The 20,013-nt window shown below is 50.6% G+C and carries 17 protein-coding genes and 1 other annotated feature; of the genes, 16 read left to right on the top strand and 1 reads right to left on the bottom strand.

Going from position 1 to position 20,013, the window contains the following annotated elements:
- Positions 1-159 precede the first annotated feature (159 nt).
- From JOD01_RS08070 to JOD01_RS08035, 8 genes are all read left to right on the top strand, one after another.
- Entirely contained in the window at positions 160-756 is a 597-nt protein-coding gene (locus JOD01_RS08070) for an ECF transporter S component (RefSeq protein ID WP_204517747.1), read from the top strand.
- A gap of 25 nt (positions 757-781) precedes the next feature.
- The gene (locus JOD01_RS08065; protein WP_204517746.1) at positions 782-1,552 is read left to right on the top strand and encodes an energy-coupling factor transporter transmembrane component T family protein; all 771 of its coding nucleotides are present in this window, start codon (positions 782-784) and stop codon (positions 1,550-1,552) included.
- Positions 1,549-2,397, top strand: coding sequence for an energy-coupling factor ABC transporter ATP-binding protein (locus JOD01_RS08060; RefSeq protein WP_204517745.1), 849 nt, complete (start codon positions 1,549-1,551; stop codon positions 2,395-2,397). The genes JOD01_RS08065 and JOD01_RS08060 overlap by 4 nt, the downstream gene beginning before the upstream one ends.
- Complete coding sequence (locus JOD01_RS08055; protein ID WP_204517744.1) at positions 2,375-3,193, top strand: energy-coupling factor ABC transporter ATP-binding protein; 819 nt, start codon at positions 2,375-2,377, stop codon at positions 3,191-3,193. Before JOD01_RS08060 ends, JOD01_RS08055 begins: the two co-directional genes overlap by 23 nt.
- A 115-nt stretch (positions 3,194-3,308) precedes the next feature.
- On the top strand, positions 3,309-5,171 hold the full coding sequence (locus JOD01_RS08050; RefSeq protein WP_204517855.1) for a bifunctional metallophosphatase/5'-nucleotidase: 1,863 nt from the start codon (positions 3,309-3,311) through the stop codon (positions 5,169-5,171).
- Between the two features lie 132 nt (positions 5,172-5,303).
- Complete coding sequence (locus tag JOD01_RS19980; RefSeq protein WP_204517743.1) at positions 5,304-6,998, top strand: LysM peptidoglycan-binding domain-containing protein; 1,695 nt, start codon at positions 5,304-5,306, stop codon at positions 6,996-6,998.
- Positions 6,999-7,017: 19 nt separating this feature from the next.
- A complete protein-coding gene (locus JOD01_RS08040; protein ID WP_204517742.1) occupies positions 7,018-8,022 on the top strand; it encodes a protein kinase family protein in 1,005 nt (334 codons plus the stop codon).
- Positions 8,009-8,992 (top strand): phosphotransferase, encoded by a 984-nt coding sequence (locus JOD01_RS08035; RefSeq protein WP_204517741.1) that lies wholly within the window; start codon positions 8,009-8,011, stop codon positions 8,990-8,992. The genes JOD01_RS08040 and JOD01_RS08035 overlap by 14 nt, the downstream gene beginning before the upstream one ends.
- A 63-nt stretch (positions 8,993-9,055) precedes the next feature.
- Here the strand turns inward: JOD01_RS08035 and JOD01_RS08030 are convergent, their stop codons facing one another.
- Positions 9,056-9,238, bottom strand: coding sequence for a hypothetical protein (locus tag JOD01_RS08030; RefSeq protein ID WP_204517740.1), 183 nt, complete (start codon positions 9,236-9,238; stop codon positions 9,056-9,058).
- A 137-nt stretch (positions 9,239-9,375) separates the two neighbouring features.
- Between JOD01_RS08030 and JOD01_RS08025 the strand changes: the two genes are divergently transcribed.
- The 8 genes from JOD01_RS08025 (at position 9,376) to JOD01_RS07990 (ending at position 20,012) form a co-directional block, all read left to right on the top strand.
- Positions 9,376-10,563, top strand: a complete 1,188-nt coding sequence (locus tag JOD01_RS08025) for a PP2C family protein-serine/threonine phosphatase (RefSeq protein WP_204517739.1) — start codon at positions 9,376-9,378, stop codon at positions 10,561-10,563.
- 94 nt (positions 10,564-10,657) lie between these two features.
- Complete coding sequence (locus tag JOD01_RS08020; protein ID WP_204517738.1) at positions 10,658-11,842, top strand: ATP-binding protein; 1,185 nt, start codon at positions 10,658-10,660, stop codon at positions 11,840-11,842.
- A 78-nt stretch (positions 11,843-11,920) separates the two neighbouring features.
- Entirely contained in the window at positions 11,921-12,235 is a 315-nt protein-coding gene (locus JOD01_RS08015) for an STAS domain-containing protein (protein WP_204517737.1), read from the top strand.
- Positions 12,236-12,307: 72 nt separating this feature from the next.
- Positions 12,308-12,582, top strand: a binding site (T-box leader).
- Between the two features lie 68 nt (positions 12,583-12,650).
- Entirely contained in the window at positions 12,651-15,323 is a 2,673-nt protein-coding gene (locus JOD01_RS08010) for a valine--tRNA ligase (protein ID WP_204517736.1), read from the top strand.
- Positions 15,324-15,362: 39 nt separating this feature from the next.
- Positions 15,363-16,730, top strand: coding sequence for a bifunctional folylpolyglutamate synthase/dihydrofolate synthase (locus JOD01_RS08005; RefSeq protein ID WP_204517735.1), 1,368 nt, complete (start codon positions 15,363-15,365; stop codon positions 16,728-16,730).
- A gap of 1 nt (position 16,731) precedes the next feature.
- Positions 16,732-18,114 carry a UDP-N-acetylmuramate--L-alanine ligase gene (gene murC, locus JOD01_RS08000; RefSeq protein ID WP_204517734.1) on the top strand — a complete coding sequence of 461 codons (1,383 nt, stop codon included), beginning with the start codon at positions 16,732-16,734 and terminating at the stop codon, positions 18,112-18,114.
- A gap of 240 nt (positions 18,115-18,354) precedes the next feature.
- Positions 18,355-19,587, top strand: coding sequence for a hypothetical protein (locus tag JOD01_RS07995; protein WP_204517733.1), 1,233 nt, complete (start codon positions 18,355-18,357; stop codon positions 19,585-19,587).
- Between the two features lie 170 nt (positions 19,588-19,757).
- Complete coding sequence (locus tag JOD01_RS07990; RefSeq protein ID WP_338028540.1) at positions 19,758-20,012, top strand: DUF4321 domain-containing protein; 255 nt, start codon at positions 19,758-19,760, stop codon at positions 20,010-20,012.
- Position 20,013 lies beyond the last annotated feature (1 nt).

The raw sequence follows: 20,013 nt of genomic DNA, 5'->3' as shown, positions 1-20,013 counted from the left end.
GCCCGCGAAAAAACGAGCTGTCCGTCCATATTTTTTAGTTCTGTTTTTTCCTCTGTTGGAAAAATCTTGTTTACGCTACGCGGTCTCTCTCGCTATAATGGGCGTAATCAGGAAGGAAATGGGGAGAATTTACTACGGGCAAAAGGGGGAAATGGGGAAATGGCAAAAGGAGCGTTTCGTTTGACGACATTGGGGATTGTCATGATTCCGGTTGCGGTAGGAATCAATTTTATCGGAAAGCAGCTCGCGAATACCTTGAACTTGCCGATTTGGCTTGACTCGATTGGAACGATTCTCAGCGCGGTGATTGCCGGTCCATGGATTGGCGCGATCAGCGGCTTTGTCAACAATCTCTTTTTCGGCTTGACAATGGATGGCGGACTCTCGATCTGGTATGGCATCAGCAGCATCGCGATTGCCATGGCCGCCGGCGTGCTCGCTGCGCTTGGATGGTTTCGCTCCTTGCCCAAGGCGATTGTTGCCGGGATCATTGTCGCCATCGTTTCTGCCATTGTCAGTACGCCGATCAACGTGTTGCTTTGGGGCGGGCAAACCGGAAAGGCCTGGGGCGATCTCTTGTTTGGAATGCTGATCGGAAACGGGGTCAATATTTGGCTCGCCTCATTTATTGACGAACTGCTGCTCGATCTGTTCGATAAGGTGGTGGTGGCCGCGCTCGTTTATTTTATAGCGCTAGGCTTGCCGAAACGCCTGACGCAAGGGATTCGCTCCGCCGAGACCGCGGTTCGCAAATAAGCTGACAGGGAAGCAGAGGAAAAGCATGAATACGCCAAGCCTGTATCGCGAACAAAACACGTTTTTTCACAAGCGAATGGACCCGCTCAGCAAACTGTTGCTCGTTTGCTGTCTGTTCATCGATGCTTTTGTCGTCCCGACATTGCCGGGAGCCTGTTTGCTTGCCTTGCTGACGGTCGGCCTGCTCTATTTGGCTCGCGAATTGGGCAGGGCTGTGAAAATTTTGGCCGGTTGCGCCCTGTTGCTGATCAGCATTTTCCTCATTCAGGGGTTGTTTTATCAGAATAATCAAACCGTTCTGCTGCAAGTGGGGCCGCTTTCGTTTTATCGGGAGGGAATCAGCTACGCGTTAAAAATTTCGCTGCGGGTCATCACGATGATCGCCGCTGGAAGCTTGCTGGTGTTGACCACTTCGCCAACCGACTTGCTGGAAGCCTGTGTCCGTCGCGGTGTATCCCCGCGGCTTGCCTATATGCTTGCCGCGATCTTGCAGATCATTCCGCTGATGATGCGGAATGCAGCGAAGATTCAGGAAGCCCAGGAAGCGCGCGGGATGGCCGTTCGCGGCAGTTTGTCGACGCGGTTTCGCGCTTTTTTGCCGTTGCTGACTCCGCTCATTTTATCTTCCTTTGTCAATATCCAGGAGCGGTCGATGGCCTTGGAAGTGAGAGGATTCTCGCTTGGCGGTCCGCGCACGTTTTACCGGTCGGAACCGGTCTACAAGGGAATGCTGCCTGTGCGTTTCGTGCTGATTGGCAGCACCTTGGGAATACTTTGCTGGAGGTTATTCGGATGATACGGATGCAACAGTTTACGTACCGCTATTCCGAGATGGCCCGACCGGCGCTCGAAGGGATCAATCTCGTCATCGAGCCGGGGGAATGTATCGGCTTGCTCGGCAGCAATGGCGCCGGGAAAACAACCTTGTGTTACGCGATCATGGGACTGATCCCGCACTTTTTTCAAGGCGACCTGACTGGTGAAGTGCGCGTAAACAACCAACCGGTAGCGAAAATGGACTTGGCGGCAATGTCCCGCCAGGTTGGCATGGTTTTGCAAAATGCCGCCAATCAGCTGTCAGGGACAAAAATGACCGTGGAAGAAGAAATCGCCTTTGGGTTGGAAAATTTCGCGATTGCACAGGAAGAGATGCGGGAGCGTGTCGACTGGGCATTGGAGATTCTCGGAATTGCCGGGATTCGCAAACGGAACCCGTATCAGCTGTCCGGCGGGCAATTGCAACGGGTGGCGATCGCCAGCGTCCTCGTGTTGAAACCGCAAATCCTGCTGCTGGACGAGCCGACCAGCCAGTTGGACCCGAAAGGAACGGAAGAGGTTTACCAGGTGTTGAGGCAACTGCGCAAGGAAGGGATAACCATCCTGTTGGCAGAACATAAGGTGGAAATGCTGGCTCAATGCTGTACGCGATTGATTGTGCTGAATGAGGGAAAAATAATGGCAGATGCTTCTCCGCATGCCGTGCTCGGTCATCCTTCGCTGCCGGACTGGGGAGTGGAAGCGCCGGTATTCACGCAAGCCTACCAGGCAGTTGTTCAGCCGCATCATGGCGAAAAAGTGCCGATTACATTGCGAGAAACGATAGAAAGGCTGAACCAGTATGAACAAGCTTATCGAGGTTGAGCAAGTCTCGTTTGCATATGAACCGGGAATGAACGTATTGAATCAACTGTCCATCGCCTTCGCTCCCGGTGTGACGGCCGTTCTGGGAGAGAATGGTGCGGGCAAAACAACGCTGATGAAATTGCTCAAAGGGCTGTTGAAGCCGACGGCCGGACGGATCAAAATCGGCGGCCGCGATACACGCCAGTACAGCGCTGCCGAGATCGCCCGTCATGTAGGGATGATTTTTCAAAATCCGGATGAGCAGATTTTTAAAAGCAGCGTATTGGATGAAGTGATGTTTGGCCCGTTGCAGATCGGTCAATCCCCCGCGGAAGCGAAGGAACGCGCCCTGGCAGCTTTGGCAGCGCTCGATTTAAGCGATGTGGAGAAGGAGAATCCTTATGATCTGAGCTATGCAGCCCGTAAACGCATCGGCATTGCCTCGATTCTGGCGATGAATCCGGAAGCGATCATCTTTGACGAGCCGACGATTGCGCAGGACCAGCAAGGGTTGCGCCGGATCGGGCAAATCATGTCCGAATTGAAAGCGGAAGGCAAAACAGTGATCGCTATCTTGCACGATATGGAATTCGCCGCCCGCTATTGTGAGCGAATCGTATTGTTGGCCAGAGGTGGCGTGATTGCCGACGGGCCGCCCGCGCTTGTTTTTGCCAATGATGATTGGCTGCGGCAAGCTGGAGTCAAGGCACCCGGTTTGGTCCGGCTTGGCCAGGCATTGCAGTTAAGCCAGACGACGGTTACGGTGGAACAATTCAGCCAGGCATTTCGGACGGAAAAGCTGCGGGCGGACTAATAGTTGTAAGAATTCTATTAATTTATGGTAATCTTTCAGAAAAAATATGAAATTTTTGCTATACTAACGGTGAACTTATTAAAAAATGATTAAGGGGGAACATGCATTGAAAAAAATGAATCGGACAATCATGGCCCTGTTGACGGGGATTTTGGCTTCTTCCGTTTGGGCAAGTTCTGTTTTGGCCGCACCGCTGCAGCCGGTGAAACATGTCGATTGGATGGTGAAGAAGGCGATCGTCAATGCCAGCGCAGACGGCCAGCTCTATCTTGACCGCAATATTACTTTGGCGGAAGTCGTGACCACCTTGGCCAAAGCGAAAGGATTCAAACCGGAACCGGCCGCAACCGGCAGCAACTGGGCTGCGCCTTATCTGCAATGGGCAAAACAGCAAGGGGCTGTTAGCGATGCGGATATGCAAAACCCAAGCCAACTGCTCTCCGCTGCGAAAGTAACCGAGTTGGCCAAAAAAGTCGGCTATATGCTGCAACTGGACGAGAAAGCGCAAGTCACCCGCGGCGAATTCTTTCAGGCTCTTGGCGATGCCTTGACGACACACATTACAATCGGCCATACCAATGATACGCATGGCCATATCGAGGAAAGCTCGTCCAACAAAGAGTTTGGCTATGCGAAAATTGCGACATTGATCAAACAATGGCGAGCAGAGAACAAAAATTTCCTGTTGCTTGATGCCGGGGACACTTTCCAGGGAACCGTCTTCGTGAACCAATTCAAAGGCGAATCCATTTTGCCAATCCTCAATGCGTTGGACTATGATGTGATGACAGCCGGCAATCACGAGTTTGATTTTGGCTACGAGCAGTTGCTGAAGCTGCGCGATCAATTGCAGTATCCGATTATCAACGCCAATGTGTATAAGCTGGACGGAACCAATTTGCTTGTTCCTACTTATTCCGCTGAAATCGGTGGACAAAAATTTGCGTTCCTCGGTTTTGTTACGGAAGAGACGGCTGTTTTGACCCACCCGGACAACGTCAAAGGGCTTACCTTCAAAAGTCCGGTCGAGGTGGCCAAAGCTTTGGTTCCCGAACTGAAAAAACAGGCTGACCATGTGGTCGTCGTTTCCCATGTGGGCATTGACGTAGACCGGGAAATTGCCAAAAATGTTAATGGCATCGATTTGATCGTTGGCGGTCACTCGCATACCCCGCTGCGAACGCCTGAGCTGGTCAATGGTACTTACATCGTACAGGACTGGGAATACGGCAAATCATTGGGCCGGGCAGACTTGTACTACTATGGCAAGGAACTGGTCGGATTTAGCGGCGGACTGCTGGAATACGATGAGGCGGTCAAAGCTGATCCGGAAATCGAGCAAATGGTGAAAGAGATCGTTGCTAAAGTCGACGAAGCGATGAATGTTGTGATCGCCAAAACGGAAACTGATCTTGATGGCGACCGTGAGCTCGTGCGCAAACAGGAAACCAACATTGGCGATTTTATCGCTGATGTGCTGCTGAAACGGACACAATCGATCGCCGGTCATGAAGCCGATCTGGCCATTACCAACTCTGGCGGCATCCGCACCCAAATCAAGGCGGGCGATATCACCAAAAAAGATTTGTACTCACTCGTTCCTTTCCCGAATACGTTGGTCGTGATCGAAGCGACAGGCGAGGAAATCAAACAAGCGCTGGAAAACGGCGTCAGCCAAATTGAGCAAGGGGCTGGACGCTTCCCGCAAGTAAGCGGCCTTTCTTTTACCTTTGATCCGAAAAAACCGGTCGGCCAACGGGTAGTCGAAGTAAAAGTAGGCGGTCAGCCGCTTGATTTGAAAAAGACGTATAAAGTGGCCACCAACGACTTTATGGCAGTAGGCGGAGATGGCTATGAAACGCTGAACAAACCGGCGTTCAATACCGGCTTTACCATTTACAATCTGCTGGAAGAAGAAATTATGAATCTGAAAAGCTTGAATTTGAAAACAGACGGACGCATTACCGAACTGAAATAAGCGGCCCGAAACGAAAGAGCACTGCAGAGTGCTCTTTTTTTGTTGCGTTCTGGCCGGAAAGAGCAGTTCTTTTTTTGCGCTTCTGTCCATAAAGTATAGAGAAATGTTCTGTACTCGAAAGGAGGAGCAAACGTGGCTTTTCAGGATGACTTACTTTCGTTTCATATTAAAGAGACGGTTTTCCTTTCATCGGATAAAGCTGGTATTGCGCAATTGAAAGAGTTGGAATTGTTGCCAGTAGTGGAAATCATCCAAGGAAGCGAAGAAATTTCCATTACCGGTTGGTTGCATTTGAATGGCAAATATGAGCCGACGAGGAGCGCCAATAAAGGGGAAGCGGGCGGATCGGATACCTTGGTTTCGGCTCTTCATTTCAGCCCCTTTTCAATAGAACAAAATCAGACAAGCGATTTCCTGTTTCAGTCTGAATTGGCAATCTCCCATCGGATACCGGTCAATATTTCCATACCGGTGAAGCGAATCGAGTTGCTGGAAAATGTTTATGCCATCATTGACGGTTTTGACTACCAAGTGGAAAGTGCCAATCAGCTGAAAATCATGGCGGAGTTGAAGATTGCCGGCATCCGTTTGCGCGAGGAAACTCCAAAAGCAACGGAAACGGCACCAGCGGAAGAATGGGAATTCGTCCATGTTGCCGATGAACAACAAGCGGAGCGGCAAATAACTTCGCTGGAGGATATTGAACGGAAATTGACAGCGATTGAACAGGAATTGGATCAGCAACAGTCCCGCTATCAGGAACAATCCGACGAGTCCGGCATTCATATCCCTGCTCCTTATTACAGCGGGGGCAATCAGTTGAACTTTCCCGTTATGAACGGGTTTGCTGCCCAATCGAACTCAGAAGCGCAGCAGGAGGAGCGGAACGATCGACAAGAGCGTTTTGGCGACATCAGCTTTGCTTCCGACTCGCTACCCAGCAATCGAGAAAGTTCACAGCCGGGTCAACAAGCGAACGTTGAACCGGCAAACTTTTCAGATCCTGCTGATCGGGCTATCCATGCAAACTATTCGGCAGAGGACGCGAATGAAGCGGAACAGGCGTGGAACTCGGCAGACAACGTGGGATCGGCTGAACAGACAGAGCGGAGAGAATACGCAGATCCGGTACAAAACGCAGAGCCGGCACGAAGCATAGAGCCGGCACGAAACATAGAGCCGGTGCGAGCGAAAGACGATGATGTCCAGGCGGAGGAGACAGTTGAGCCCGCGCAAATGACTGCTGACAGCGTCCCGGTGACGGCGGAGGCAACCGCCAACAGCGACCAGACTGCCGAAGCAGCCGCTGAAGCGGAGGAAGCCGAACAGATTATGGCCGCCCTGGAAGCGGAAGAAATGCGCGAAGCGGCAGAACAAGCGGAGGCTGCGGAAACACTCGCTGCCGTGGACGATCAGACGGCCGCACTCGAGGAAACAATTGCGGAAAAAAAGGAATTAAAAGTGGCGATCAGTTCCAAGGCTTCTGCAGAAGCGAAAGAGTCGCTCAATCTAACCTCGATTTTCTCCGGCAGCAGACGTGCGCAAGCGACAACCGAACCGCAACAACAAGCGCAAGCCGAGGGGGAATCCGATCCGTCCGCCCAGTCCGCCAGTCCGTCAACCGCGGAAGCTGTCAGCAATTTAAGCTCATTTGTCAAATCAAATGAGGAACGCTTTAGCAAAATGCGCTTATGTATTGTTCAACGCAATGAAACATTGGAAACGATCGCTTCGCGTTACGCTTTGCCGGTCTCCAAAATTTTGGAAGTCAACCGTTTGGCATCGGACAGACTTGAAGAGGGCCAAATCCTCTACATCCCTCAATAAGGCGAAGGGGTGGGCCATATTGAACAGCGTAAGAGTCGATCTCCGCTCTGTTTTAAAAAACTATAAGGCCCGGGTCATTCAGATCAAACAAGTCGATGATTATTATTTGCTGGAAACAAACCGTGGCCGGAAACAATTGCAAATCTGGCCGCGCGTTGATTTGTTAAAATGGTCCTTTGAATGGCGCGAACGGCTCGCCCGGGCTGGCATTCGGGAAGTCGAACGGTTTATCCGTACCCGCGATGCCAAACCATTTGTCGTGGCAGAAAAACTGGGATTCGTCCTCGTTGACCATCTGGAAGGGGCTCAGCCTTTTCAACTTTCCACTGCGCTTGTTCAAGATACGGGTCAACGAATCGCTCATCTGCATCTCATTCTCAAGGAAACCCAACAGTTTTTTCCGGTTGATCTGCTGGCGAAAGAACAGCTGATGGCGATCGCTGAGGCAAAACGGGCGGCCGATTTGCAAGATGAGCTCATAGCGGTCCAATCCAATCGGGGGGCTGCCTGGTTGTTGGAACAATTCAGGCCGCTGCGGGAACGTATGGAGAAATGTGTGGAATTGCTGCAACAACTGGAGCTGGATCCAGAAGGGCTGATCGTCAGCCATCGACAGCTGGGGATTCACAATTGGTGCTTGGTGGAAGGAAAGCCTTACTTGCGAGGGTTCAATCGGACACCAATCTCTATTCAGCACCGGGATGTCGCCAGCTTTTTGCGGGAGCTTTATGTGCAAAGCGGCTCAATGGAACTCGTCTCCGCTTTTTTGGATGGTTATGAAACGATCAGACCGCTGCGTTATGATGAATACAAACTGATCATCGCGTTATTGGTCTATCCGCGGGAGGTTTGGGAGCAACTTCAAAAATCTGCCGCTGTCGTCATCAGCGGAGCCGTCGCCGACACTTGGGCTGACGATTTGCAGGCGGTGCTAGAGCGACAGTGCGCATGGGATCAGATGATTGTGCAACTTGCCTATCGGGCAGAACGGACAAGGGGCGTGAAGACAGGTGAGCAAATTTGATGATATTTATCCCTTGTTTCAAGAATATGATATGTTTGCGCAAACCATCGAGGTGATCAAGCAGCCGAATGTATACAAAGCGATGACACCATACGGTTCATTCGTTTGCAAGCGGTCAACGGCTCCCGCCAATCGTCTTGCTTTTGTCGGCAATGCACTGCATCATTTGCACCAACGCGGTTGGGATGGTGCAGTGCTTCCGGCTTTGACCAAGTATAATGAACCGTTTGTCCAACGCGGGGAATCGACATACTACCTGACGGCGTGGCTGCCGCAACAAGTGCCTCTTGCCCAATGGCCGGAACTGATGGCCAGACGGCTGGCGGAACTGCATCAGCTCTCGCAAAACTATCGCTTTGATGATCCGCGTCAGGTGGAACCGCTGATTGAATCAATGCTGGCCAAATGGACCCAGTGGCTGGAACAAATGAAAAACTGTCTGGAGATTGCCCGTGGACGCACCTATCCATCACCGGTCGATGTTGTCTTTCTGGCCAATGAACCTTTCCTTGCCGAAGCGGCGGCTACATCCATTCAATTGTTGCGGGAATGGAAAGAACGGCACAGGACGCACGCGCATTTCCGGCTGTCGATCAATCACGGTTCGCCTTACCCGCCTCACTTGCTGCTCGATCGTACGGGAAGCGCCCGTCTGATCAATTTCGACCGGGCACGCTATGATACGCCTACCCGAGATCTTACCTTGTATTACCGAACCTATTTTCAGCAAATTGGCGATGAAGAGGAAGCTTCGCGCTTGTTCGAACAATATACCAACATTTTTCCGCTGCGCCCGGAGGAAACAGACTTGCTGGCGATTTTTCTCCATTATCCGGAGCGGATCATGCGGGATATCGAGGGCTACTACCTGCAGAAGCAGGGATGGAGCGAATTATACGCCGTCAACCGCTTTGAAAAAGATATCGACCGTTTTATGCGGATGAGTCGCTGGATACGGCATACATTTTAACGGGGAAGACGTCTCAATGATCGTTGAGGCGTTTTTTTGTTTGATTTGCGACGGAATGTTTCGTTACACCCATTCCATATAAATGGCAACATAAGCGACCGCCAACAAACCGAGCAACACAACGTCAAATGTCGTGGGGAGCAGCATGGTGCGGATAAATTGAAATACAATCAAAGGAAGCAAAATTTGCCTGCAAAAAAATTTGATACGCAAATAAGTGGGATGGTACTTCCAGCGGAAATTCATGCCCATTCACCTCGTTTCAGCATATGCGACCCGAGCTTGGGATGTTCGCGAAAGTTTCAGCCAACGCTTTTTGGGGAAAAGAGAGGGAAAGTAAAATTCTTCTGGCAAGCGAGATCATTCGACTGAGGTATAATGACATGGATGAGTATAGAGTAAAGTTGGAAAAGTGGAAAAACGATTATGGCAGGCTTTTTGCGGGCAGCAGTGCAACGACGCCGCATCTGATGTCCAAGGGGCTGCTGTCGCATATTATCGAGGAGATGGTGAACGGCTGGTATGAAAGAATGCATGGACTGGCCTCGCTGACTGTCACGATCAGCGATTGGGACGGCGCAGTGATTTTGCAAAAACAACGTAAAGCTGCGGAGGTCACTGTTCCTGTCTGCCGTTTGCGCGAGCGATTTTTTGGCCAATCTTCCCAGGAGGCAAACCATGGCTCGTTTCTTGTGGAAGTGGCGGCAGAGACGAAGAGCCAGGACGAGCAAACGCAACAATTGGAGCAAGCGCTCGTACAGGCAATTGCTCTGCATATCCGCGGACTGTTGCTGCAAAGCATCGAAAAACGGACTTCGCTGGAACTCAAAACAATCCAGCAGGCGCTGCAAATGGCTGGGCAAATTCAGGCTTCCTTCATTCCGCACGAGCGATTGACCCTTCCCTCCTTGCAGGCAAAGGTCGTTTACTTGCCCGTTACCTATGTGGGTGGAGATTATATCGATTTTGTAAAAATGAATGAGCAATACAGCTGCTTTCTTGTTGCCGACGTCTCCGGGCATGGTCTGCCGGCGGGCATGCTGATCACGGGAATCCGCAGTTGTTTTCGGTCGGTTGCCCAAAGCTGCCACTCTCCTGAGCAAATCTTGCAAAAGCTCAATGAATTGCTCTATGAAGATTTGGCGAAGGCGCATGCGTTTGTGACCATGTTTGTGCTTGTCTTTGATCATGTCAATCGTCTGTTGAAAATGAGCAGGGCCGGACATCCGGAACCGTTATATTTTTCCCGTTCGCAGCAAAAAGTGTTGTCATGCTCGGCCGGGATAGGCATGGGCTTGAAAAAGGAAGCCGTATATGTTCTTGATGTACAACAGTTGGAAGAAGATTGCACGGTGCTCGTCTATACCGATGGCTTGTTGGATTTGGAGCGGGACGATGCCGCCGGCAATCCCGCCAACTGGTTGTCACATTTCGCACAGGTGATTTATCCGCAGGAAAAGAGCGAGAACGACCGGGTGGAAGCAATTGAGCAAAATATCCGTCAGAGGATTCGGCAAAAGAAACAGAATGACGACATCGCCGTCCTCATCCTCGATATTTCTTTCAGTTAGCGGAAGAAAGGAACGAAATTACATGCTGTTGTGTGATCAGTGTCCGGAAAATCCAGGCTGTACAAACTGTCTTGATGGGCTGAAGGCAAACGGTATGGGAAAAAAAGTAATCCCGCCGAGGCCGATAACGGCGACTCATCTCGCTTCAGGAGCAAAACTGAAAGCAGAGTTACGAGCGGTGAGCCGGCTGACCATTGGTTTGCGCACCTACGAAAAATGGCCGCCGGGCCGCTATGAAGTGGAACTTTCCGCCGATTACCGCATTATCGGCAGCGCGGGTCCGAGTCTGGACAAGCAGTGTTATATCGTGCTGGATATTGAAAAGGTGTTGCGCAAAGAGGATATTTTGGAACGGCTGTTGCTCGAAGAGTTCCATTCCTGGCATTTGAGCCATGAACTGGAGCCAAGCGCCATTTTGTCAAAGCTCGGTCCGGAAGAAGAAAAACAGCGGGAATTAATCAAGCAAGAACTGCAAAAATTATCGATCCTTCGGCAGTTGCAAAAATTGTATATGTTCGTATGGGAGGATGGCCAGCTCAAATCCCTTGAGGGGGGGCATTCACCCGCGCTCAACGAGATTGGGGAAGCGGCGATTGCAGAAGCGGTCGAAAAGGCGCTCGGCAGCGGCCAGGCAAGACGTGAACAAGTGATGTCCACCAGGCTTCATCAAATATACGATGTGCATGTGTTGCCGCTGAATGAACGAACCTGTGGAGTGGTGATCCTCGATGTTACGGAAGCGGTTGCCGCCGAGCGGGAACGGCAGATGCAAGAGTGGGAGCTGTATCGCCATGTGTTGGCCTTGGTCACCCAAGGCAAGCTCGTCTTGCTGCGGGATCAGCAAATGTACCAGATGATAAAAAAGGCAACGCACTGCTTCACGCAGCGAATTGACCAGCCAACCGATCTGGCCGGATTGCGGCAAAAACTGCGCGAGTCGTTGGAACGGTTTGCCTTCGCTTCCCAACGCGTGCTTCCGTTTATCGTAGCGGTGAACGAGGCCGCTTCCAATATGCTCAAGTATGGCAATGGCGGCGTAATTGACTTGTATTGGTCGGAACAGGAACAAAAATGCTGCGTCGTTGTACTGGATCAGGGACTTGGCATGGTTTTGGAAGAATTGCCGAAGCTGACCTTGCAAAAAGGATACTCGACTCGTCAATCAATGGGAGCGGGCTTTCAGGTGATGCTGCAGTACTGCGACAAGGTCGGATTAAACAGCTCGGTCTTTGGAACCAGAATGGTGTTGGAGATTGTTAGGAAAAAACGACCAGTTTGAGACACTTCTTCCGGTGGTATTAAGACAAGGGGATCGAAAGTGCGTGCTTGATTCAAGTCGGGGAAAGGAGGTCGAACCATGGACTTTCAGCTAGAGGAAAAGGGTCAATTGGTGACGATTTTGTTAGCGGGTGAACTGGACATGTCAGTCAGTGAACAGTTGGGTCAATTAGTTCGCACACAGGGCCGGCAGCATGAGCGGATTGACATCGACTTCGCAGCCGTCTCCTTTGTCGATTCTGCAGGGATCGGCAGTATTTTCTTTGCGGCAAAAGAGTTATTGGCCAATGGGAAACAGGTGGAGATCATCAATATCCAGGAAGAAATTTACGATATTTTGCAAGTGCTCGGGTTTGGCGAAGCACTTGGTCTCACTTTGAGAAAAGCGAATTAAACCATAATCGGTTTGACTGGGAAAGAGCGATTCGTATATAATATAGCGTAGATTTTCAACTGAATGAGCAGACCAAAAACGTCGAATGGGAAGAGTAAACAAAGCTGCCTTGGCAGAGAGGGAGAATCGAAACGCTGCGAGATTCTCTAAGGCACAGGTTTTGTTGAAGGTCGCCCAGGAGTTGTTTCGGCGAGCACGAAGGATTGGCGGCTGATTGTCGCATCCGGAGTGGGTAGTCGGGACCGGCCGCAGCCGTTATCTGAATGATGAGTGGGCATGCAGGGGAAGACCCGCAAACTGCATGCTAACAAAGGTGGTACCGCGAAAATAACCCTTTCGTCCTTTGGGATGGAGGGTTTTTTTATTTTCCTTAATCGTTTTCAAGAGAGGGTAAGCCAAAAAGGAGGTTTTTCAATTGTCAACGGAACAACAGCAGGAACTGGAAAATGTACTGCCAAAAAATTTCGATCCGAAAACGGCGGAAGCCAAATGGTATCGCTATTGGATCGAACAGCAGTTTTTCAAGGCGGAGCGCGATCCGCAGAAAAAACCGTACACGATTGTCATTCCCCCGCCAAACGTGACGGGGAAATTGCACTTGGGCCATGCGTTGGATACGACTTTGCAGGATATTCTGACCCGCACCAAACGGATGCAAGGGTACAGTACACTGTTCCTGCCGGGGATGGACCATGCCGGAATTGCGACCCAGGCCAAAGTAGAAGCCAATCTGCGTGAGGAAGGCATTTCCCGCTATGATCTGGGGCGTGAGAAATTCCTGGAAAAGGTTTGGGAATGGAAGCATGTATACGCCAATCATATTCGTGAGCAATGGGAAAAACTGGGCCTTGCGCTCGACTACACCCGCGAACGTTTTACGATGGATGAAGGATTGTCCCGTGCCGTGCGGGAAGTGTTTGTCCGTCTTTATGAAAAAGGATTGATTTATCGCGGAAACCGGATTATTAACTGGGACCCGGTTGCTCGAACCGCGCTGTCTGACATTGAGGTCATTTACAAGGAAGTAAAAGGAGCGCTGCACCACCTGCGCTATCCGTTGGTCGATGGCAGCGGCTATATCGAAGTGGCCACCACCCGGCCGGAAACGATGCTGGGGGATACTGCAGTGGCGGTGCATCCCGATGATGAACGCTACAAACATCTGGTGGGCAAGTATGTCGTGCTGCCGATTGTCGGACGGCACATACCGATTGTCGCCGACGAGTACGTTGACCCAGAATTTGGTTCTGGCGCCGTCAAAATTACTCCGGCTCACGATCCCAACGATTTTGAAGTCGGTTTGCGTCATAACTTGGAACAAATCGTGGTCATGGATGAAACCGGGACGATGAACGAGCAAGCTGGGCCGTACCAAGGTCTGGACCGGTTCGCCTGCCGCAAGCAAATCATTAAAGACCTCACGGAACAAGGCGTGATGTTCAAGATTGAGGAACATATCCATCAGGTCGGACACAGCGAGCGGACCGATGCGGTTGTAGAGCCGTATTTGTCAACCCAATGGTTTGTCAAAATGCAGCCTTTGGCTGATCAAGCTTTGGCGAGCGCGGCCAGCGAGCAGAGCGTCAAGTTTGTGCCGGAGCGTTTTAAAAATAACTATTTGCGCTGGATCGAAAATATTCGTGACTGGTGTATTTCCCGGCAATTGTGGTGGGGCCATCGAATTCCGGCCTGGTATTGCCAGGATTGCGGCGAGATGGTTGTCTCGCGGGATGATGTCAGCGAATGTCCGCATTGTCACAGTCACCGGCTCGAGCAAGACAACGACGTGCTCGATACGTGGTTCAGTTCGGGATTGTGGCCGTTTTCCACATTGGGCTGGCCGGATGAGACGGAAGACTTCAAGTATTTTTATCCGACCAATGTGCTGGTTACCGGCTACGACATCATTTTCTTCTGGGTGGCGCGCATGATCTTTACCGGTTTGGAGTTTACCGGGCAAAATCCGTTTGAGACCGTGCTGATTCACGGCATCATCCGCGATTCAGAAGGACGGAAAATGTCCAAGTCGCTCGGGAATGGCGTTGATCCGATGGAAGTCATTGAAAAGTATGGCGCCGATGCGCTTCGGTTTACGCTGGCAACCGGAAACTCGCCAGGCAATGACCAACGCTTCTATTGGGAAAAAGTTGAGTCAAACCGCAATTTTGCAAACAAGATCTGGAATGCCTCCCGCTTTGCTTTAATGAACCTCTCAGGCTTCCGCTACGAGGACATTGATTTGACAGGCGAACTGAACATTGCCGACAAATGGATCCTCTCCCGCTTGCAAGCAACAATTGCGGATGTGACCAGATTGATCGATGCCTATGAATTCGGTGAAGCCGGACGCGTCTTGTACAACTTTATCTGGGATGATTTGTGCGACTGGTACATTGAGATGGCCAAACTTCCGCTATACGGCGAAGATCCGGCTGCCAAGAAAACAACCCAATCCGTACTTGTTACAGTGCTCGATCAAACGTTGCGGTTGCTGCACCCGTTCATGCCATTTATTACAGAAGAAATCTGGCAAGCTCTGCCGCATCAGGGAACGAGCCTGACGATTGCGCAGTGGCCGCAAGTTGACCAGCAATGGCTGAATCCGGACGCGGAAGCGGAAATGGGCTTGTTGATGGAAGTCATCCGCAGCGTGCGGAATATTCGCGCCGAAGTAAACGTACCGATGTCGAAAAAAATTGAGCTGTTGATCAAGGCGAGTGATCAAGTGACACTGGCACGATTGACGCAATCGAGAGAGTATCTCATCCGTTTCTGCAATCCCGAGCGGCTGGAGATTACCGATCAGCTGACGCCGCCGGAGAAGGCGATGTCTGCCGTGGTAAGCGGTGCGGAATTGTTCCTGCCGTTGGCCGGTTTGGTTGATCTGGAACAGGAAGTGAAACGGTTGGAGAAAGAACTGGCCACACTGCATGCCGAAGTGGAGCGGATCGAGAAAAAATTGAACAATCCTGGCTTTATTGCCAAGGCTCCGGAAAAAGTAATTGCGGAAGAAAAGGCGAAAATGGCCGATTACATGGAGAAACGGGAGAAAGTGCTCGCTCGGTTGGCTGAATTAAAAGAGGCATGAAAACAAAAAACAGGCATACTTTTAAGAATGGAGTCATAGATGATGGAAGAAGGTTTTTCCACTTATAATGAAGCACTCGACTGGCTGCATGGTTTGCTTCGCTTTGGACAAAAGCCTGGGCTGGAGCGGATGCGCTGGATGCTGGGGCAATTGGGTCATCCTGAGCGGCGTTTGGCTTTTGTTCATGTGGCGGGAACGAATGGCAAAGGCTCGACCTGTGCTTATTTAACCCAGATGTTGCAGGAAGCGGGGTACAGCGTCGGAACTTTTACCTCTCCTTATATCACCGATTTTCGGGAGAGAATTCGCTACAATGGAGCGTTGATTCCGCAGCAAGATCTGTTGTCGCTGGTGAATGAAGTGAAACCGCTCGTCGAGCTTTGCGAGCATGCGACAGAGCACGGTTCGCCAACCGAATTTGAAGTCATCACCACCATTGCAATTTTGTATTATGCCAAAGTGGTTCAGCCTGCTGTCGTGATTTGGGAAACAGGATTGGGAGGAAGACTTGACTCCACCAATGTAGTTGCCCCGCTGTTGTCGGTCATTACGAATGTCGGGCTTGATCATACAGACGTGCTTGGGGACAGCATTGAGTCCATTGCCCGGGAAAAGGCCGGTATCATCAAACCGGGAATCCCGGTTGTTTTGGGAAATATGTTGCCGGAAGCGCTGGCGGTCATGGAGGAAGCGGCGAAAAAGGGCAAGAGCTCCCTCTACAAGTATGGAACACATTACTCGGCAGAACCGCTCGACGCCCAGCTGGGGGAACAACGTTTCCGGTACGAGGGACTCTTCAGACGCACAGCCTCAGAATATCGAATCAGCCTGAACGGCACCCATCAAGTTTATAACGCCGCTTTGGCCGTCATGGTGATCGACTTGTTGCGCGAGTTTTATTCTTATCTTTTGGATGAAGAAGAAATTGCAAAAGGTCTGCAACAAACGAGATGGCCGGGACGTCTGGAAGTCGTCGGGCAGAAACCGTTGATTTTGCTGGATGGTGCCCATAATGTGGAAGGCATGCAAGCTCTGGTCAACAGCTTGCAAGCATTGATCCCGGCACATTCGCGAATCAATCTCTTGATCGCTGGTCTGGCGGATAAACCGTTGGCGGGTATGGCTGCTGCCTGGCGCCCGCTGCAGCAACAGGTGGAACGCGTTTATGTGACTACGTTCGATTTTCCCCGGGCTGCGTCGGCCGAAACCTTGCTGGATTCGTTTGGCGTGGCGGAATGGAACGACTCAAAGCTTCAGCTTGTAGCGGATTGGCATCATTTTTTGCGTACGTGGATGAGCAAACAGGAAGAGCATCAAAATGACGTATTGATCGTCTGCGGCTCACTCTATTTTATCTCTCAAGTGCGCGCAATCTTTCCCATAACGGTAGAAGAGGCAGGTGAATAGGGTGGATCAGGCACAACACGTCCACTTTGTGGGCATAGGCGGTTATGGTATGAGTGCCATCGCCCGCGTCTTGATCGACCTTGGATACAAGGTTTCCGGCTCAGACGTAGCAATGAATGAATTGGCAAAAAAGCTGGCTGCACGTGGTGCCATTGTTTACGAGGGGCATGATGCAAAAAATGTAGACGGTGCAGATATCGTTGTTTACTCCACGAGCATCCCGAAAGAAAATGTGGAAGTGGCTGCAGCGGCGGCGAAAGGTATTCCGGTCATGCACCGTTCACAAATGCTGGCGCAAATCTTGAATGAACGGACGGGAATTGCAGTGGCAGGCGCCCACGGTAAAACAACCACCTCCTCAATGATTGCGCATGTGCTTGAAGAGTGTGGACTTGAACCGACTTTTATTATTGGCGGAGAAATGATGAACGCAGGAACGAATGCCAAAGCCGGAAAAAGTCAGATTGTCGTAGCGGAAGCGGATGAGAGTGATGGCTCTTTCTTGGAATATCGCCCCGTCTATGAAGTGATTACCAATATCGAAGCCGATCATTTGGAGCATTTCGGCGGCGACTTCGCCAATTTGAAACAGGCTTATGGAAAATTCCTTAGCCATCTGCAACAGGAAGGCAAAGCGATCGTTTGTCTCGATGATTGTCATGTAAGACAACTGCTCTCGACCGTTGACAAAACGATCCTTACGTATGCGATTGAACCGGAATTCGCTGATCAGGCCGATTACACTGCCAAGAAGATTGTCTGTGGCGATCGAATGACCAAGTGCGAAATTTGGAAAGGCGAACTGCGGTTGGGAGAACTGATGCTGAATATTCCCGGCAAGCACAATATCGCCAATGCCTTGGCAGCGATTATCATCTGCATGGACCTGGGCGTGGAATTTGCGCAAATTACGGCTGCGCTGGCCAGCTTCAGAGGAGCCAAACGCCGTTTCCAAATTATCGGTGAAATTCGCGATATTCTTGTCGTGGACGATTATGCCCACCACCCGACGGAAATTATGGCCACGTTAAACGGGGCGAGAGCGTCGGGCCGCCGGGTGATTGCGGTATTTCAGCCGCAGCGCTATACGAGAACGCATTTCTTGATGGAAGAATTCAGCCGCGCGTTCCGGGAAGCGGATGAAGTGATCATTACCGATATTTATTCACCGGCGGGTGAGCAAAAGATCGAAGGGGTCTCTTCACAAGTACTGGTCGAAAAAATTCGCAACAACAGCCATCCGGGCGCGCAATATATCCCGACTAAGGAAGAAGTGCAGGAACATCTGATCAATAAAATACGACCGGGCGATCTTGTGCTGACGATGGGGGCCGGGGATATTTGGAAATCGGCCCATTGGCTCGCGGATAAACTGGTCAATTAACCAGACAACATTCTTTGTCGGTCGGGTTATCGGCGCAAATTTTTGGAAGGTCGCCCGCTACCGATTGCATAACGAGAAGACGCGAAGCAAAATCCACTGATCACTCGCTGGATTTTGCTTCTTTTTTATTGATAACCGAGTCATTTGCTTAAAAAAGTTCCGGACTTTTCTGTCATAAGCCTCTTTTTTCGATCGTAAGCTAGTACTACTAGAGTTGGAAGAGCAAGGGAGGTAAACAATGTGGCAGATAAACGGAATAGCCAGATCAGCGTAAAACTGAACGGACAGCAGATGGAATTGAAAAATACACCCCCTGTTGCGGTGCCGGCGCCGGTCGTAACGACGCCGATCGTAAGGAAAGAGGAAACAGAAACGCCGTCGCCAGGCGAGATCGGCAAATCGGAGAAAGATGCTTGGGAACGGCTGCTGGAAGTCCGTACCGACGGTAATCGTATGACAGTCTCGCCTGTCAACGCAAAAACTGAAACAGATCCGAACGATTTCCATGAAGAAATAGATGATGTTGCGGACAAATGGCATTACCGCAAATGGTATCTTTCCAAAAATCCTCTGCTGCAAACGACGCTCACTCTGTTCAGCGCGATTGCAATCGGGCTGATCTTTGGTTTTTTCGTGTTGACCGCTTTCTTGCAAGAACAGTTTTCTTCTACTTATCGCAATGTATTGGACGGAACCTTTCAGTCATTAACCACCTTTACCACTGGCCTGGAACTGCCGGGGGAGAACGCCTCTGTCCCCGATGAGCCGCAACAGACGGAAACCGAGCCAATGAGTCCGCCTGCGCAAACGCAACTGCGGATCAAAGTGGCAGAGCAGACGTTGATGATGGCGCAATTTGGCGTGTTTGCTACAGCGGAAGCGGCGCAAACGGCGATTACCCAACTGGAGCAACAAGGACTGCCGCATATGCTTGTCGAGCAGGAGGGAAAACAATATCTTTATGTTGCGGTCGCTCCGAAACGCGATGATTTGCTAGGATTAGCCAGTTACTTGAAAAACAAAGGAATGGAAGTCTATATAAAAGAGCTAACCATTCCGGAAGTCGAGCGGCCTAATGTCACGGTAACCGCGTCCGCTTCCCAAGAAAGTGCCGGTGGTTTGCAAAATATGTTTGCCACAGGGCTTTCGTTGGTTGGCGATCTCAGTTACTGGTCAGGCAAAATTGGCAATGATCCGAATGCGCAAAAAATCACGGCTGAAGAAATGAATCATCTCAAAGAGCAGCACCGTCAATTCCTTGAGCAGAGCCGGAGCGGTCAGTTTCCGCAAGAGTGGGAACCGTATGTCAATGGAATGATTACCGGTCTTAATCAGGCGATGGCGGCCCAGGAAAAAATGTCGGCAGCGTTGGCCGACAATAAACCGTCACAAGCGGAATCCTATGCTTGGCAAGTGCAAGGGGGCGTTCTGGCCTATTTGCAAAATTATTTAAGCTGGAGCAAACTGTCGTGATCTGACAATGATAAATATTCAAGTGAAACGGTCTCTAAACTTTCCTTGCAGAGACCGTTGTTTTTTTATAAATTTTAACAAACGGCATCAGGGATTGTCTCAACTCTCGGCATTTGCTACACTAATGGTTGGTAAAGAGAATTCCCTTCAATCAATAGAAGGGAAAAGGGATGAGGGTATATATGCGGGGGAAGGAAACCCTGACATTGGTTGTGTTATTGATTGCGGGATTGCTGTTTGGCAGTATCTTGGGGGAAATACTGGGACCATGGTTGCCATTTTTGCAAACAGCAAAAGTAATCACTTGGACTCCCGCTGCAGATTTAGACATCTTGAAGTATGATTTGACGTTTCAGGTAAAACTAAATCTGACAAGTATCGGAGGGCTTGCCCTCGCTTTCTGGATATATCGCAAAATAAAGTAGG

The sequence above is a fragment of the Brevibacillus fulvus genome, from assembly GCF_016908525.1.
GTDB lineage: Bacteria > Bacillota > Bacilli > Brevibacillales > Brevibacillaceae > Brevibacillus_G > Brevibacillus_G fulvus.
Note: the sequence above shows the minus strand (reverse complement) of the source record. Positions and strands in the feature narration are given on the sequence as shown.

What these genes read in the sequence shown, in the direction of transcription:
- JOD01_RS08070 (WP_204517747.1), top strand. Translation starts at nt 160, where the DNA reads ATGGCAAAAGGAGCGTTTCGTTTGACGACATTGGGGATTGTCATGATT.
- JOD01_RS08065 (WP_204517746.1), top strand. Translation starts at nt 782, where the DNA reads ATGAATACGCCAAGCCTGTATCGCGAACAAAACACGTTTTTTCACAAG.
- JOD01_RS08060 (WP_204517745.1), top strand. Translation starts at nt 1,549, where the DNA reads ATGATACGGATGCAACAGTTTACGTACCGCTATTCCGAGATGGCCCGA.
- JOD01_RS08055 (WP_204517744.1), top strand. Translation starts at nt 2,375, where the DNA reads ATGAACAAGCTTATCGAGGTTGAGCAAGTCTCGTTTGCATATGAACCG.
- JOD01_RS08050 (WP_204517855.1), top strand. Translation starts at nt 3,309, where the DNA reads ATGAATCGGACAATCATGGCCCTGTTGACGGGGATTTTGGCTTCTTCC.
- JOD01_RS08030 (WP_204517740.1), bottom strand. Translation starts at nt 9,238, where the DNA reads ATGAATTTCCGCTGGAAGTACCATCCCACTTATTTGCGTATCAAATTT.
- JOD01_RS08025 (WP_204517739.1), top strand. Translation starts at nt 9,376, where the DNA reads ATGGATGAGTATAGAGTAAAGTTGGAAAAGTGGAAAAACGATTATGGC.
- JOD01_RS08020 (WP_204517738.1), top strand. Translation starts at nt 10,658, where the DNA reads ATGGGAAAAAAAGTAATCCCGCCGAGGCCGATAACGGCGACTCATCTC.
- JOD01_RS08015 (WP_204517737.1), top strand. Translation starts at nt 11,921, where the DNA reads ATGGACTTTCAGCTAGAGGAAAAGGGTCAATTGGTGACGATTTTGTTA.
- JOD01_RS08005 (WP_204517735.1), top strand. Translation starts at nt 15,363, where the DNA reads ATGATGGAAGAAGGTTTTTCCACTTATAATGAAGCACTCGACTGGCTG.
- JOD01_RS07990 (WP_338028540.1), top strand. Translation starts at nt 19,758, where the DNA reads ATGAGGGTATATATGCGGGGGAAGGAAACCCTGACATTGGTTGTGTTA.